12 protein-coding genes are annotated in these 13,582 nt (G+C 69.8%); 7 read left to right on the top strand and 5 right to left on the bottom strand.

Going from position 1 to position 13,582, the window contains the following annotated elements:
- Positions 1 to 258, top strand: a complete 258-nt coding sequence (locus tag IEY95_RS27885) for a hypothetical protein (RefSeq protein WP_189188919.1) — start codon at positions 1 to 3, stop codon at positions 256 to 258.
- 300 nt (positions 259 to 558) lie between these two features.
- Positions 559 to 2,163 carry a citramalate synthase gene (cimA, locus tag IEY95_RS27890; protein ID WP_189188920.1) on the top strand — a complete coding sequence of 535 codons (1,605 nt, stop codon included), beginning with the start codon at positions 559 to 561 and terminating at the stop codon, positions 2,161 to 2,163.
- A 10-nt stretch (positions 2,164 to 2,173) separates the two neighbouring features.
- Here the strand turns inward: cimA and IEY95_RS27895 are convergent, their stop codons facing one another.
- From IEY95_RS27895 to IEY95_RS27905, 3 genes are read right to left on the bottom strand one after another with little or no spacing between them, the layout of a single operon-like run.
- On the bottom strand, positions 2,174 to 2,647 hold the full coding sequence (locus IEY95_RS27895) for a hypothetical protein (protein ID WP_229703430.1): 474 nt from the start codon (positions 2,645 to 2,647) through the stop codon (positions 2,174 to 2,176).
- Positions 2,648 to 2,685: 38 nt separating this feature from the next.
- Positions 2,686 to 3,228 (bottom strand): hypothetical protein, encoded by a 543-nt coding sequence (locus IEY95_RS27900; RefSeq protein ID WP_189188921.1) that lies wholly within the window; start codon positions 3,226 to 3,228, stop codon positions 2,686 to 2,688.
- A gap of 41 nt (positions 3,229 to 3,269) precedes the next feature.
- Positions 3,270 to 5,147, bottom strand: coding sequence for a lectin (locus IEY95_RS27905; protein ID WP_189188922.1), 1,878 nt, complete (start codon positions 5,145 to 5,147; stop codon positions 3,270 to 3,272).
- Positions 5,148 to 5,420: 273 nt separating this feature from the next.
- Here IEY95_RS27905 and IEY95_RS27910 point away from each other — a divergent pair, with 273 nt between their 5' ends.
- The 3 genes from IEY95_RS27910 to IEY95_RS27920 all read left to right on the top strand — a co-directional run bounded on the left by IEY95_RS27910 (position 5,421) and on the right by IEY95_RS27920 (position 10,528).
- On the top strand, positions 5,421 to 8,441 hold the full coding sequence (locus tag IEY95_RS27910; RefSeq protein ID WP_189188923.1) for a glycoside hydrolase family 3 protein: 3,021 nt from the start codon (positions 5,421 to 5,423) through the stop codon (positions 8,439 to 8,441).
- Between the two features lie 250 nt (positions 8,442 to 8,691).
- Positions 8,692 to 10,041, top strand: coding sequence for a hypothetical protein (locus tag IEY95_RS27915; protein ID WP_189188924.1), 1,350 nt, complete (start codon positions 8,692 to 8,694; stop codon positions 10,039 to 10,041).
- A 55-nt stretch (positions 10,042 to 10,096) separates the two neighbouring features.
- On the top strand, positions 10,097 to 10,528 hold the full coding sequence (locus tag IEY95_RS27920) for a group II truncated hemoglobin (protein ID WP_189188925.1): 432 nt from the start codon (positions 10,097 to 10,099) through the stop codon (positions 10,526 to 10,528).
- Positions 10,529 to 10,565: 37 nt separating this feature from the next.
- Here IEY95_RS27920 and IEY95_RS27925 read toward each other — a convergent pair whose 3' ends face one another.
- Positions 10,566 to 10,997 carry a MarR family winged helix-turn-helix transcriptional regulator gene (locus IEY95_RS27925; protein ID WP_189188926.1) on the bottom strand — a complete coding sequence of 144 codons (432 nt, stop codon included), beginning with the start codon at positions 10,995 to 10,997 and terminating at the stop codon, positions 10,566 to 10,568.
- Between the two features lie 57 nt (positions 10,998 to 11,054).
- Between IEY95_RS27925 and IEY95_RS27930 the strand changes: the two genes are divergently transcribed.
- On the top strand, positions 11,055 to 12,119 hold the full coding sequence (locus IEY95_RS27930; RefSeq protein ID WP_189188927.1) for an FUSC family protein: 1,065 nt from the start codon (positions 11,055 to 11,057) through the stop codon (positions 12,117 to 12,119).
- Between the two features lie 103 nt (positions 12,120 to 12,222).
- Here IEY95_RS27930 and IEY95_RS27935 read toward each other — a convergent pair whose 3' ends face one another.
- Positions 12,223 to 12,837 carry a YceI family protein gene (locus IEY95_RS27935; RefSeq protein ID WP_189188928.1) on the bottom strand — a complete coding sequence of 205 codons (615 nt, stop codon included), beginning with the start codon at positions 12,835 to 12,837 and terminating at the stop codon, positions 12,223 to 12,225.
- A 238-nt stretch (positions 12,838 to 13,075) separates the two neighbouring features.
- Here IEY95_RS27935 and IEY95_RS27940 point away from each other — a divergent pair, with 238 nt between their 5' ends.
- Positions 13,076 to 13,573 carry a hypothetical protein gene (locus IEY95_RS27940; protein ID WP_189188929.1) on the top strand — a complete coding sequence of 166 codons (498 nt, stop codon included), beginning with the start codon at positions 13,076 to 13,078 and terminating at the stop codon, positions 13,571 to 13,573.
- The last annotated feature ends 9 nt before the right edge of the window (positions 13,574 to 13,582 follow it).

A 13,582-nucleotide genomic window follows, 5' to 3' on the forward strand; every position in this document is an offset into this window, starting at 1 on the left:
ATGCGGCGTCCGGTAGTCGCGGACAGTCGGTCAGCCGCCCGGAACATCTACGTACGGGATCTGCGCACCGGCACCTCCCGCCTCGCCGGCGAGGCGGTCACCGGCGGGCCCGTCACCGACTACGGCGTCTGTGTCACCTCGTTCGGCGGGCGCGACGGCAGGCTTCTCGGCCTGGGGTCGAGCTCCGCGCAGCTGGGCACCGGCGACACGAACAGGATGAGCGACGGCTTCGTGCGGCGGCTGCGCCGTCCTGGCTGACTGTTCGCATCCTGAGACACCGCGTGAGCATGGGGGCGGTATGTGCCAGACTGCCCCCGTGCTCTCGTTCGCCATGATTATTGGCAGCAGGCGCGCCGGTCCGCAGTGACCGCCACGTACCACCACGTACGGGCGGACACCGTCGTCCTCGACCCGCGCGCAGACCTCTCGCACCCGCGAGAGGTTTTTCGTTTTCCTGGCCCACCTCAAGCCGGGAGGAGAGCGCGAGGGACTATTGGGGGGACGGTGGAGCCGGTCATTCCGGTATAGACCGAGATCCAACATCAGGAGCCGAACACCATGACCGAAACCAGCGACCTCGACGATTCGTTCCACGTCTTCGACACGACCCTGCGCGACGGCGCGCAGCGTGAGGGCATCAACCTCACGGTCGCGGACAAGCTGGCCATCGCACGGCACCTGGACGACTTCGGGGTGGGCTTCATCGAGGGCGGCTGGCCCGGCGCCAACCCGCGCGACACCGAGTTCTTCGCCCGCGCCCAGCAGGAGATCGACTTCAAGCACGCCCAGCTGGTGGCCTTCGGCGCGACGCGCCGGGCGGGCGGCAAGGCGTCGGAGGACCCGCAGGTCAAGGCGCTCCTGGACTCGGGCGCCCAGGTGATCACCCTCGTCGCCAAGTCCCACGACCGGCATGTCGAGCTGGCCCTGCGCACCACCCTCGACGAGAACTTGGAGATGGTCCGCGACACGGTCTCGTACCTGCGCTCGCAGGGCCGCCGAGTCTTCGTCGACTGTGAGCACTTCTTCGACGGCTACCGCGCGAACCCCGAGTACGCGAAGGCCGTGGTCCGCGCCGCCTCCGAGGCCGGCGCCGATGTGGTCGTGCTCTGCGACACCAACGGCGGCATGCTCCCCGCCCAGGTCCAGGCGGTCGTCGCCACGGTCCTCGCCGACACCGGCGCACGGCTCGGGATGCACGCCCAGGACGACACGGGCTGCGCGGTCGCCAACACCCTCGCCGCCGTCGACGCGGGCGCGACCCACGTCCAGTGCACGGCGAACGGCTACGGCGAGCGGGTCGGCAACTCGAACCTGTTCCCGGTCGTGGCGGCCCTGGAACTGAAGTACGGCAAGAAGGTGCTCCCCGAGGGTGCCCTGCGCGAGATGACCCGCATCTCGCACGCGATCGCCGAGGTCGTCAACCTCACGCCGTCCACGCATCAGCCGTACGTGGGTGTCTCGGCGTTCGCGCACAAGGCGGGTCTGCACGCCTCCGCGATCAAGGTCGACCCGGACCTCTACCAGCACATCGACCCGGAGAAGGTCGGCAACACCATGCGGATGCTCGTCTCCGACATGGCGGGCCGCGCGTCGATCGAGCTCAAGGGCAAGGAACTCGGCGTCGACATCAGTGGTGACCGCGAACTGGTCGCCCGGGTCGTCGAGCGGGTCAAGGAGCGCGAGCTCCAGGGCTACACCTACGAGGCGGCCGACGCGTCCTTCGAACTCCTCCTCCGTGCCGAGGCCGAGGGCAAGGCCCGCACGTACTTCGAGGTCGAGTCCTGGCGCGCCATCGTCGAGGACCGCCCCGACGGCAGCCACGCCAACGAGGCCACGGTCAAGCTCTTCGCCAAGGGCGAGCGCATCGTCGCCACCGCCGAGGGCAACGGCCCGGTCAACGCCCTCGACCGCGCCCTGCGAGTCGCCCTGGAGAAGATCTACCCCCAGCTCGCCCAACTGGAGCTCGTCGACTACAAGGTCCGCATCCTGGAGGGCAAGCACGGCACCCAGTCCACGACCCGCGTTCTGATCTCCACCTCCGACGGCTCCGGCGAGTGGTCCACGGTGGGCGTCGCCGAGAACGTCATCGCGGCGTCGTGGCAGGCACTGGAGGACGCGTACACCTACGGCCTGCTGCGGGCCGGGGTGGAGCCCGCGGCGTAGCCTCCGCCGTTCAGCACGAGTCCTCGGCGAGCTTCTCGAACTCGCCGGGGCTCATGGCGCGGCCGTCGGCCCAGACCTGGCCGGGCTTCAGCGCGGTGATGTCCTCGGCCGTGAACTCGACGACGCCGTTGTAGGAGTCGCCGGTGACGTAGTGGTGGAAGGACAGCGTGTAGCGGTGGTCCGGCAGGAGTCGCTGCGTGCCGCGGTGGCGGGCCTTCCAGTCGGCCGGCGGTGTGAACAGCGGGAACGCGGCGTCGCCGCCGTGCTCGCCCTTCGTGTCCCAGCCGCCGGTGGCGGGTCCCTTGCCGCCGGACCGGGGCCGGCCGTCGAGGGCCGCGCCGCGATAGGTGTCGTCGCCGCACGGCCGGATGAGCGCCCGGGGTGCACCGTCCGTGCCCATCCGCACGGCTGCCAGGGGCAGATCGACCGCGCCACAACCGCTCAGCAGGAGTGCTCCGGCCGACACACCCAGCACCGCCGCCACGCGCCGCCTCGGACCGGCGGCCGTGCCCGGCCGCTCCCTCAGCACTTGTCGTCCACGAGGTCGTCGAAGGCGTCCCGGCTCATCGCACGGCCGTCTGCCCAGACCTGACCGGGGTGCAGCGAGGCGAGGTCGGCGGCGGTGAAGCCGAGCCTGCCGTCGTACGGGTCCCAGCCCTGGCGTGCGCCGGTGAAGTCCAAGGAGTACACGCGGCCGGGCCCCAGCTTCTGCGGCCCGATCCGCTGCGCGTGCCACGCGGACGGGGGCGAGAACAGCGGAAAGGTGGTCCTGCCGATCTCGACCCCGCTCCGCACCGCCCAGCGGGTGTCCACCTGCCCGGGGGACGCCGTGCTTGAGGGGTTGTCGACCACCCCGCCGCTCGGGTCCTCGATGTACGCGTCCGCGGCCCAGCTCGAGAGCCGCAGGCCCGTCGCGTGATCGCCGTCGCACGGCCGCACCGCCACGACGGGCTGCCCGTCCGCGCCCGGCCAGACCGCGACGAGCGGCAGCGAGGCCGGACTGCATCCGCTCAACAGCCTCAGCCCCGCCAGCACTCCGGTCGCGGTCGCACCCCGATGTCTCATGGCCCCTGCCTCCCCCTGGCCGGGCAGCAGGGCCCGATGTCCTACTGCAACCGCCACTTCTGGTTGGCGGCCCCCGTGCACGACCAGATCTGCGCCCGTGCCCCGTTCGCTGACGAGTTGTCCGTCACGTCGAGGCACTTGTCCGCCGCCGTATTGACTACATCACCCGTCGAAGAGTTGTACGACCACCGTTGCGCACCGGTCCCATTGCAGTCGTACAACTGCACCTTCGCCCCGTCCGCCGTCGACCCCGAGGTGACGTCCAGGCACTTGCCGAGCGCCCCGATCGAACCGTCCGCCCGCACGGTCCACCGCTGCGCCGTCGAGCCGTTGCAGTCGTAGAGCTGTACGGCGGTTCCGTTCGCGCTCGAACCGCCTGCCACGTCCAGGCACTTGCCCGCGAGTCCGACGAAGGAACCCGACCGGTCGCCGCCGCCCGCCTGCGTCCCCGACCAGGTGAACGTGGCCGACGTCTTGCCCGGCAGGGAGTAAGTGGCGTGCTGCGAACCCCAGTTGATGGTCACCGTCTTCGCCGTCGACGCGTCGTTGTACGCGATCAGCGCCTTCGAACCGTCCGGGTTGCGCCATGCGACGTTCGGCACGGACGAGCTCGCGGTCGACGCGATGCGCTGCGCGCCCGGCCGTACGAACTTCGTCAGATGCCCCATCGTGTAGTACTCGACGGTGTAGTCGACCGTCCCGCTCTGCCCGTCACCGTTGTGGACCGTGATGAGACCGGTGCAGGTGCCGCAACCCCCGTTGTGCGGGCCCATGTTCTGGTCCACGGCCAGCGACCACTTGGTCACCGACTTCGCCCAGTTCCGGGTGTAGTCGACGATGTTGAGCATGTCCTCGCGCTGCTGGTTGGCGATCCAGGTGCCGCCCGAGTGCTCGGTGCCGAAGGCGTCCAGCGAGGGGTACTGGTTGTGGACGGTGGTCTGCTTGGTGACGTCGCCGCCGTAGCCGTGCCACGCGATCCCGCCGAAGTTGGGGTGCGAGCGCACCGTCGCGTCGTCGACCGTCTGGGCGGCGTACGCGTCGTACACGTCCCAGTTCCAGTCGTGTGCCAGCACCTTCGTGGACAGCCCCGCCTGCTGGAGTTTCGGCAGCAGCTCGCTCTTCGTGAAATAGGCCAGCCCGGAGGCGTTCCAGCTCATCGAGGGGTACCCGGAACAGCACGTCGGCTCGTTCTGCGCGGTGACGTAGGAGACCGGGACGCCCTGGTCGCGGTAGGCCTGGAGGTATTTCACGAAGTACGAGGCGTAGGCCCCGTAGTCCTCCGCCTTCAGCCAGCCGCCGTTGAGCGACCCGCTGTCCTTCATCCAGGCCGGCGCCGTCCACGGTGAGGCCATCACGGTCAGCGACGGGTTCAGCTGGAGGGCCTGCCTGGTCAGCGGCACCACGTCCGCCAGGTCGTGTGCGATCGAGAACTGCGTGAGGTTCGGGTCGGTCTGCCCGGCCGGCACGTCGTCGTACGTGTAGCCGTACCGGGCGAGGTCCGAGGCGCCCATCGGATTGCGCAGGAAGGACAGGCCGATGCCGTCGGTCGGTGAGAACAGCTTCGTCATCGTGGCGTTGCGCGTGGTCTGCGACAGTGCTCCGCTGCTGTTCATCAGCCAGGCCGCGGTGTCCGTGAAGGACGCGCCTCCACCGGTGAAGGTCTGGTAGCGGGTGTTCTCGTCGACACTGATGTTCTCGCCGCTGCCGCCGCTGCCGGACTGGAAGGCGAAGGGAGTTTGCGCCTGCAAGCCACGCACCACATGGCGGCCGCCGGTGTCGTCCGTCGTGGTCAGCCAGGCCGTGACCTGCTCGCCCGCGGCGTGCGCGGGCACGGAGCCGACAGTGGTCAGCCCGGCGGTCGTCAGCAGCCCGGCCAGCAACAGCCGTGCCGTCCGGGTGGGTCGTCTCAGGAGACTCATGTGCGCAGCCCTTCTGGGGGTGGGGGAGTGGGGCATGCGAGGCGTGAGTAAATGACGGCTGCGGACGCGCGTCAAGGGGGTGCGCGTTCACAGGCTGAAGGAACAACTGCCCTGATCCAGCAGCCCATTGGCTGTGTACCGGTTCTGACGTGAAGTCTTGACGGGTTCGCGGGGCGCCAGTTAACTCACGCCGTGATCTAAGTCGTAAGACTACTGAGTCGCAAGAGTACTGAAGAGCCCTGAAGTGGATTTCCGAGAGTCGAGGGAAGGTCCATGCGAAGAACCGCCCTGCTCGCCTCCGCCGCCTTGCTCACCGGGCTGCTGCCCCTGGCCTCCGCGGGGGCCGCGGCGGGGGCCGACGATCCGGCCCCGGTCCCCGTCGACACCTTCGAGGGCGAGGTTCCGTTCGCGAATCCGCCCGCCGACGGCATCTTCCCCTGGGGCAGTGACACCGACGATCCGCCCCAACTCGCCCTGACCGCACGGTCCGACGCCCCCGAGGGCGCCAAGGTCCTCACCGGCAGCTACGACATCAGCGGCTACGGCGGCTTCACCCATGACTTCGCCTACGCCCAGCCGGCCCAGGACTGGTCCGCCCACAAGGGCATCCGCTTCTGGTGGGACGGCCAGAACAACGCCAAGAAGGTCGCCTTCGAGATCAAGGACGGCGGCGCCAACGGCGAGGCCTCCGAGCTGTGGACGACGTCCTTCACCGACGACTTCACCGGCTGGAAACAGATCGAGATCCCCTTCACCGACTTCACCTATCGCACGGACTACCAGCCCGTCGGCGGTATCGACCAGGTCCTCGGCCTCACCCAGATGTGGGGGTACGCCGTCACCCTGCCGGTCGGCGTCAAGGGCCGGTTCGCCATGGACGACGTCGAGTTGTACGGCAAGGCCGACCAGTCCCTGCGCGCCTCCGTCATGACCGACTCCGCCGTGTACCCGGTGAAGGAGGGCGGCACGGCCGCGGTGAAGGTCTCCGTCGCCACCACCGGCTCAGCACCGATCGACGAGCCGGTGACCGTCGCGTACGAGAGCGCGGGCGGCACCGCCGAGTCCGGCAAGGACTACACGCCGGTCAAGGGCGAGATCACCTTCCCGGCGGGCACGGCCTCCGGCACCTCGCGCACGATCCAGGTGTCCGCGCTGAAGGACAAGTCCGCCGAGTCCGCCGAGACGATCCCCCTCAAACTCACGGTCACCGGCGCGAAGGCTCCCGCCGAGACCCCGCAGGTGGTCATCGACGCCCACGGACTGCCCTACCTGAACCCGAAGTTGCCCGTGCGGAAGCGGGTCGCCGACCTCGTCTCCCGGATGTCCCTGGAGGAGAAGGCCGGGCAGATGACCCAGGCCGAGCGCGGGGCGCTCACGGCGCAGGGCGACATCGCGACGTACGACCTCGGATCGCTCCTGTCCGGCGGCGGCTCCACCCCGACGCCCAACACCGCCGCGGCGTGGGCGAAGATGATCGACTCCTTCCAGCTCCGCGCCCAGGCAAGTCGATTCCAGATCCCGCTGATCTACGGTGTGGACGCGGTGCACGGCCACAACAACCTCGTCGGCTCGACGATCATGCCGCACAACATCGGCATCGGCGCGACCCGTGATCCGGGGCTGGCCCAGAAGGCGGGCGCCGTGACCGCCGCCGAGGTCCGCGCCACCGGAATTCCCTGGGACTTCGCCCCCTGCCTGTGCGTCACCCGCGACGAACGCTGGGGCCGCTCCTACGAGTCCTTCGGCGAGGACCCGGCCCTCGTCAAGTCGATGGAGACGATCATCCAGGGCCTTCAAGGCGCCGCCAACGGCAAGGACTTGAAGGACGACGACAAGGTGCTGGCCACCGCGAAGCACTTCGTCGGCGACGGCGGCACGGTGTACGGCTCGTCGACGACGGGCTCGTACACCATCGACCAGGGCGTCACCAAGGTGACCCGGCAGCAGCTGGAAGCGATTCACCTCTCCCCGTACCAGACGGCGGTCGACCGGGGCATCGGCTCTGTCATGCCCTCCTACTCCTCGCTCGACATCCTCGGCGACGGCCAGGGCCCGGTGAAGATGCACGCCCGCGCGGACATGATCAACGGTGTGCTCAAGGACCGCATGGGCTTCGACGGCTTCGTCATCAGCGACTGGGCCGCCATCGACCAGATTCCCGGCGACTACGCGTCCGACGTCCGTACGTCCGTCAATGCGGGCCTCGACATGATCATGGTCCCGTACGCCTACAAGGACTTCCGCACGACACTGATCGACGAGGTGAGGGCGGGCCGGATCAGCGAGAGCCGGGTCGACGACGCGGTGACGCGCATCCTCACGCAGAAGTTCAAGCTCGGCCTGTTCGAGAAGCCGTATGCGGACACGAGTGGCGCGTCGCTGATCGGTTCGCCGGAGCACCGGGCCGTGGCCCGTCAGGCGGCGGCCGAGTCCCAGGTCCTGCTCAAGAACGCGGGCGGCGTGCTCCCCCTCAGGAAAACCCAGAAGGTGTACGTCGCCGGATCCAATGCCGATGACATCGGCAACCAGACCGGTGGCTGGACGATCACCTGGCAGGGCTCGTCGGGTCCCATCACGGACGGCACGACGATCCTGGAGGGTATGCGGCGGGCCGGCGGTGACGTCACCTACTCGAAGGACGCCTCGGCTCCGACGGGCGGTTACGACGTGGGTGTGGTCGTCGTGGGCGAGACTCCGTACGCCGAGGGGGTCGGCGACGTCGGCAACGGCAACGACCTGGAGCTGACCGCCGCCGACAAGGCCGCCGTCGACAAGGTGTGCGGGGCCATGAAGTGCGTGGTCCTGACCGTCTCCGGCCGACCGCAGCTGGTGGGGGACCGCCTGGGCTCGATCGACGCGCTCGTCGCCTCCTGGCTGCCGGGCACTGAGGGCGACGGTGTCGCGGACGTGCTGTACGGAAAGCGGGCCTTCACCGGTCAGCTCCCCGTCACCTGGCCGAAGTCGGAGTCCCAACTGCCGATCAACGTCGGTGACGCGTCCTACGATCCGCAGTTCCCGTACGGCTGGGGCCTCACGACCCTCACGAAGGTGCCGGCAGGGGGCACCTCGACCCTGAAGGTCCTCGCCCTCGTCGCCGAGGCGGCCGACCGGACCGGCGCCTCCGAAGCCGGCCGCGCCGCCGTGGCCAAGGCCCGCCTCCTCGTCCAGCAGAAGCTCGCCTCAACCATCACGCCCGCGACCGCGAAGCCCTTCGCCGACGCGGACCATCTCCTGCTGACGGGCCGGTACGCGGCCGCGGTGGCGAAGCTGAAGGAGGCCTACCTGGCAAGCTGAGCCCAATGTTGAGCAGTTCCCCGAGCCCCTTTCAGGGGCGCGGGGAACTGCGCACTCTTTTGGCGGGGGTATGGGGCGCAGCCCCCAGGGACGATGGGTCCCCCCTGCTCGAGCGGAGCCGAGAGCTTGGGGGAGGAGGCCGAGAGCTTGGGGGAGGAGAGGGGCGGAGGGGGCGAGAACAACCGCACCGCAACCATTCCCCACCAGCCCGGATGTCCACATTTGCGGCTATTCGGGTAGCTTCGAAGACATGAAGGCCGCACTCACCCGAGCACTCCCGGGCCTGCTGATCGCACTGGCCCTCGCCGCCCTGGCGGTACTCGCGGTCGGCGCGCCCAGGGTCCACGCGGCCACCAGCGTCGACACCGTCGCCGCGGCCCTGCGCAAGGGCCCGGTATACGTGGACCCCGCCGCCTCCGCCCAGCTCTCGGCCACCGACGCCGACTCCCTCGCGAAGAAGATCAAAAACGCGGACAAGCCCGTCTTCGTGGCGGTCCTCCCCGCCGGCTTCCCCACCCAGAACCTCTTCCAGAATCTGCGCACCGCCACCGGCATCACCGGCCTCTACGCCATCAGGCTCGGCGACCGCCTCGACGCGCGGGCCGACTCCTCGGTGATGTCCCGCACGGCCGTGCAGAACCTCGTCACCAGCGTCCAGGGCGAACCCGCGAAGACCCAGCTGAACGACTTCACGGACCGCGCGCTCACCAACATCGGCGGCTCGGCCCCCGCGGGCTGGAGCGGCGGCGACACGGGAGGCGGCGTCTCCACGGGCGCCCTGATCACGGTCGCCGCGGTGGTCGTGGCCGGCGGCGCGGGCGCGTACACGCTCGTACGCCGCAACCGCCACCGCAAGGCGGAGGAGCAGCAGGCGGCGCTCGACAAGCTCGGCGTGGTCGTGGACGAGGACATCACGGCCTTCGGCGAGGAACTGGACCGGCTCGACTTCCACCCCGCGGAGGCGGGCGCCGACGACGCGATGCGCGCGGACTACGAGCGCGCGCTGGACGCGTACGAGCAGGCGAAGTCGTCCATGGCCGCGGCCCGGCGACCCGAGGACGTACGAGCCGTCACCCAGGCCCTGGAGGACGGCCGGTTCTCGCTTGCGGTGCTCGCCGCGCGCCGCGAGGGCCGGCCCATCCCCGAGCGCCGCTCCCCGTGCTTCTTCGACCCGCGCCACGGCCCGTCCGTCGCCGACGCCACCTGGACGCCCGCCGGCGGCGCACCCCGCCAGGTCCCGGTCTGCGCGGCGGACGGGGCCCGCCTCGCCGACGGCGCCGACCCGGCGATCCGCGAGGTGGACACGGACTACGGCCGTCGCCCGTACTGGGACGCGGGCCCGGCCTACGGCCCCTGGGCCGGCGGCTACTTCGGCGGCGGCCTGCTGCCCGGCTTCCTCGTCGGCACCCTGCTCGGCAGCGTGATGTCCAGCCCCTCGTACGCGGCCGACTACGGCTCCGGATACGGCGACTTCGGCGGCGGTTACGACGGCGGTGACGTCTCGGGCTCCGACTTCGACCCCGGCGACTTCGGCGGCGGCTTCGGGGACGGCGGAGGCGGCGACTTCGGCGGGGGAGGGGACTTCGGCGGCGGCTTCTGAAAGTTCGCCGGGCGGAACCCGTTCCACCGCCTCGCGATGGGACACGATGGACAGCATGACGAGCCTCTACGAACACGCGGGCGGCGACGAAGCCCTGCACCGCCTGGAGGAGATCTTCTACGCGAAGGCACTCGCGGACCCCGTCCTGCGCGAGGTCTTCCCACGCCGCGAACCGCACCACGTCGACCGGCTGACCTGGTTCACCGCGGAATCGTTCGGCGGCCCCGACCGCTTCACCCGGGAGCTCGGCTTCGAGCACATCATCGAGGTGCACCGCGGGCTGCGGATCACCGACGAACAGCGCGACCGCTTCGTACAGGTCTATCTGGAGTCCTTGGACGAGGCGGACCTGCCGGACGACGAACCGTTCCGCGCGGCGGTCCGCTCGCACGTCGAGTTCGGCTCGCGCGTGGCCCAGCAGAACTCCCGGGCGGAGACGGACGAGGAACTGCACCCGCTGCGCGAAGTCCCGCACTGGGACTGGTAGTTCACCGGAGCGGACACGCAGCGCACCGACCGATGGTTCACGCGCTCGGATCGGTGTCCGCGAGCCGGTCCATCAGGGCACCCGCGAGACGCAGTACCTCCCGCTCGGTCTCGCTCAGCGTGCCGAGCGCCGTGGCCAGCCAGGCGTCGCGCTCGGCCATGTCCCGCTCCAGCGCCCGGCGCCCTTCCTCGGTCAGTGTGAGCACGGACTGGCGCCGGTCCGCGGTGCCGGGCTCCCGGGCGATGAGCCCGGCCGTCTCCAGTTCGGCGAAGACCCGGGTCAGCGACTGCGGCCGCTGCCGCTCGGCCGCCGCGACCTCGCCCGGTGTCGCGGCCCCGTGCCGGCGCAGATGCCCGAGCACCCCCAGCTGATTCGGGCTGAGCCCACCCTCGCCCCGCTCCTGCCGCAGCCGGCGGTTGAGCCGCACGATGCCGCGGCGGATCTGGGCGGCGCGGGAAAGCTGGTCCATGAGGAGATCTTACGCGATCATTTATTATTGGCGCCCCATATTGCCCGTACCATCGGCATGGTGACCGCATCACTCATACGCAATGCTTACGAATCTGCGCTCACCATGACGGCCGTGCTGCTCTGCTGGGCCGCCGCCCTGTGGCTGGAGGGTGCCGCCGGACTGCACACCGACGTACTGGTCCTCGCGGTCGCCCTGACGCTCACCCTGGCGGGCACCCAGCGGACCGCCGACACCCGTGAACGCCTCACGGCCCTCGTCCTGCTGCCCGTCGTGGCCGGAGCCTCGACCCTGCTCGGCCACCTCATGGCGGAGCACTACGCGCTGGGGGCCGCCGTCTTCACCCTCGGCATCTCCCTGCCGATCTGGATCCGCCGCTTCGGCCCGGCCGCGACGAAGGCGGGCACCCTGATGACACTGCCGCTGGTCGCCCTGCTCGTCGTCCCCGGCCCGGCGCTGCCGCCCAAGGCCCAGTCGTCGGTGGTGAGTTGGGGCTGGTCGGCGCTGATCGGAATGCTGGCGTGCGGCTGCGTCTGGCTGGTCCGGACGGCGGCGGACCGCTTCATCCCCTGGCGGCCCGAGCCCGCGCCCGCGCCCCAACGGAACCGCACGGGGCGCCCCTCGGCACTGCGCCCCCGCCCCAGCACCCGCATGGCCCTGCAGATGGCGGCCGCCGTGGCCGCGGCGCTCACCCTCGGACGACTGCTCTTCGACCACCACTGGCCATGGATGGTCCTCACGGCGTACGTCGCCGCGAGCGGCAACCGGGGCCGGAACGACGTCGCACGCAAGGGAGTCGAACGCTTCCTCGGCGCCTGCGCCGGCACACTGCTGGCCACCGGCGTGGCCGCGGCCGGAACAACCGGCCGCACGTCCGTCGTCCTGATCTTCGCCGTCCTGGCAGCCGCCCTGTGGCTGCGCCCACTGAACTATGCCTACTGGGCTGCCGGCATGACCACCGCCCTGGCCCTCCTCCTCGGCTACTACGGCCAGAACACACAGAGCCTGCTGCCGACCCGCCTCGAAGAGATCGCGGCGGGAGCCGCACTGGCGGTGGCGTCGGCGTGGTGGGTACTGCCGGTGGTCCGACGGCGTACCGGACCCCGCCCGGCCACCGGTTGAGACAGGAGGGCGAGGGTGCCCGGACATGCCGGAGCGCCCGCCTTCCGGATACGGGGGAATGGGAAGGCGGGCGCGCTCAGGGTGCCGACGGGAGCCGAAGGGCTCAGGCGGCGTTCTTGATCGCCGAGATGTCGAAGTTCAGCTTGATCTTGTCCGAGACGAGGAAGCCGCCGGTCTCCAGGGCCGCGTTCCAGGTCAGACCCCACTCGGAGCGCAGGATCTCGGCCTTGCCCTCGAAGCCCACGCGCTCGTTGCCGAACGGGTCCTTCGCGGAGCCGTTGAACTCCAGGTCGATGGAGATCGGCTTCGTCGTGCCGAGGATCTCCAGGTCGCCGGTGATCCGGTAGTCGTCGCCGCCCAGGGCCTCCGCCTTGGTGGAGCGGAAGGTCATCGTCGGGAACTCGTCGACCTTGAAGAAGTCGGAGCTCTTCAGGTGGCCGTCACGGTCCGCGGACCCGGTCTCGACGCTCTCCACCTTGATGTCGATGCTGGCCGTGGATTTGGAGGGGTCCGTGCCGTCCAGGTGCAGGCTGCCCTCGAACTCATGGAAGGTGCCCTTGACGTTCGTCACCATCGCGTGGCGCGCGACGAAGCCGAACGTCGAGTGCGACGGGTCGATCGTGTAGTCACCGGTCAGCGCGGCCAGGTCGGCGCTTGCGGCGGCGGGCGCCGCGGTGGTGGTGTCCTTGGCGTCGCTCTTGCGGCCGAAGATGCCCATGACGTGCTCCTTGGAGGGGCGAGTAACGGATTCTATTGAATCTTCAATGAGGTCAACAGGGACGACTGTAGAGGTATTCCGTTCAAGTTTCAACATCATCCATAGCGTGTTCACGACGTTACTTGGGGTTGGTTTTGCTCGCCCTCTGGCCGACGCGCGTAGACCTCGGGCACCATCTCCGTGCACCGCCTGCACAGCCGCCCCACAGGAAGCACGGTCGTCCGCAGGAAGGGTCCCCATGAAGTTCCGCTCCGCCCTGACCGCCCTCGTCCTCGTCGTCGCCCCCGGTGCCGCGGTCGTCGGCACCGCCACCGACGCCTTCGCCGTCACCAAGATCAGCCACGCCACAGCGACCTCGATGTTCCGCCAGGTCGGCATCACCTGGTCCTCGTCCGGCGGGTGTTCCGACCGGAACAACCCCACCTGTACGTCCTTCGAGCAGCTCAATCTTGCCACCGCGCAAGGCGCCCAGACCCTCAAGCGGGCCAGTGGCTGCGCGCTCAACATCACCGGCGGCACCGAGACCGGCCACGCCAGCGGTACGTACTCGCACTGGAACGGCTACAAGCTCGACTACGGCAAGAACACCTGCGTCACCGGCTACATCAAGAACAACTTCACCTACATCGGCCTGCGCGGCGACGGCGCCCCGCAGTACAAGTCGGGCTCCGGCAACATCTACGCCGACGAGGGCAGCCACTGGGACGTCCTCTACTACAACTGCGGTGGCTGCTAGGGCATGACC

It is taken from the genome of Streptomyces albiflavescens, from assembly GCF_014645835.1.
Taxonomy (GTDB): Bacteria; Actinomycetota; Actinomycetes; order Streptomycetales; family Streptomycetaceae; genus Streptomyces; species Streptomyces albiflavescens.

Excerpts from the sequence above, each read along its gene's own strand:
- IEY95_RS27885 (WP_189188919.1), top strand. The coding sequence starts at position 1 with ATGCGGCGTCCGGTAGTCGCGGACAGTCGGTCAGCCGCCCGGAACATC.
- cimA (WP_189188920.1), top strand. The coding sequence starts at position 559 with ATGACCGAAACCAGCGACCTCGACGATTCGTTCCACGTCTTCGACACG.
- IEY95_RS27900 (WP_189188921.1), bottom strand. The coding sequence starts at position 3,228 with ATGAGACATCGGGGTGCGACCGCGACCGGAGTGCTGGCGGGGCTGAGG.
- IEY95_RS27905 (WP_189188922.1), bottom strand. The coding sequence starts at position 5,147 with ATGAGTCTCCTGAGACGACCCACCCGGACGGCACGGCTGTTGCTGGCC.
- IEY95_RS27910 (WP_189188923.1), top strand. The coding sequence starts at position 5,421 with ATGCGAAGAACCGCCCTGCTCGCCTCCGCCGCCTTGCTCACCGGGCTG.
- IEY95_RS27915 (WP_189188924.1), top strand. The coding sequence starts at position 8,692 with ATGAAGGCCGCACTCACCCGAGCACTCCCGGGCCTGCTGATCGCACTG.
- IEY95_RS27920 (WP_189188925.1), top strand. The coding sequence starts at position 10,097 with ATGACGAGCCTCTACGAACACGCGGGCGGCGACGAAGCCCTGCACCGC.
- IEY95_RS27925 (WP_189188926.1), bottom strand. The coding sequence starts at position 10,997 with ATGGACCAGCTTTCCCGCGCCGCCCAGATCCGCCGCGGCATCGTGCGG.
- IEY95_RS27930 (WP_189188927.1), top strand. The coding sequence starts at position 11,055 with ATGGTGACCGCATCACTCATACGCAATGCTTACGAATCTGCGCTCACC.
- IEY95_RS27935 (WP_189188928.1), bottom strand. The coding sequence starts at position 12,837 with ATGGGCATCTTCGGCCGCAAGAGCGACGCCAAGGACACCACCACCGCG.
- IEY95_RS27940 (WP_189188929.1), top strand. The coding sequence starts at position 13,076 with ATGAAGTTCCGCTCCGCCCTGACCGCCCTCGTCCTCGTCGTCGCCCCC.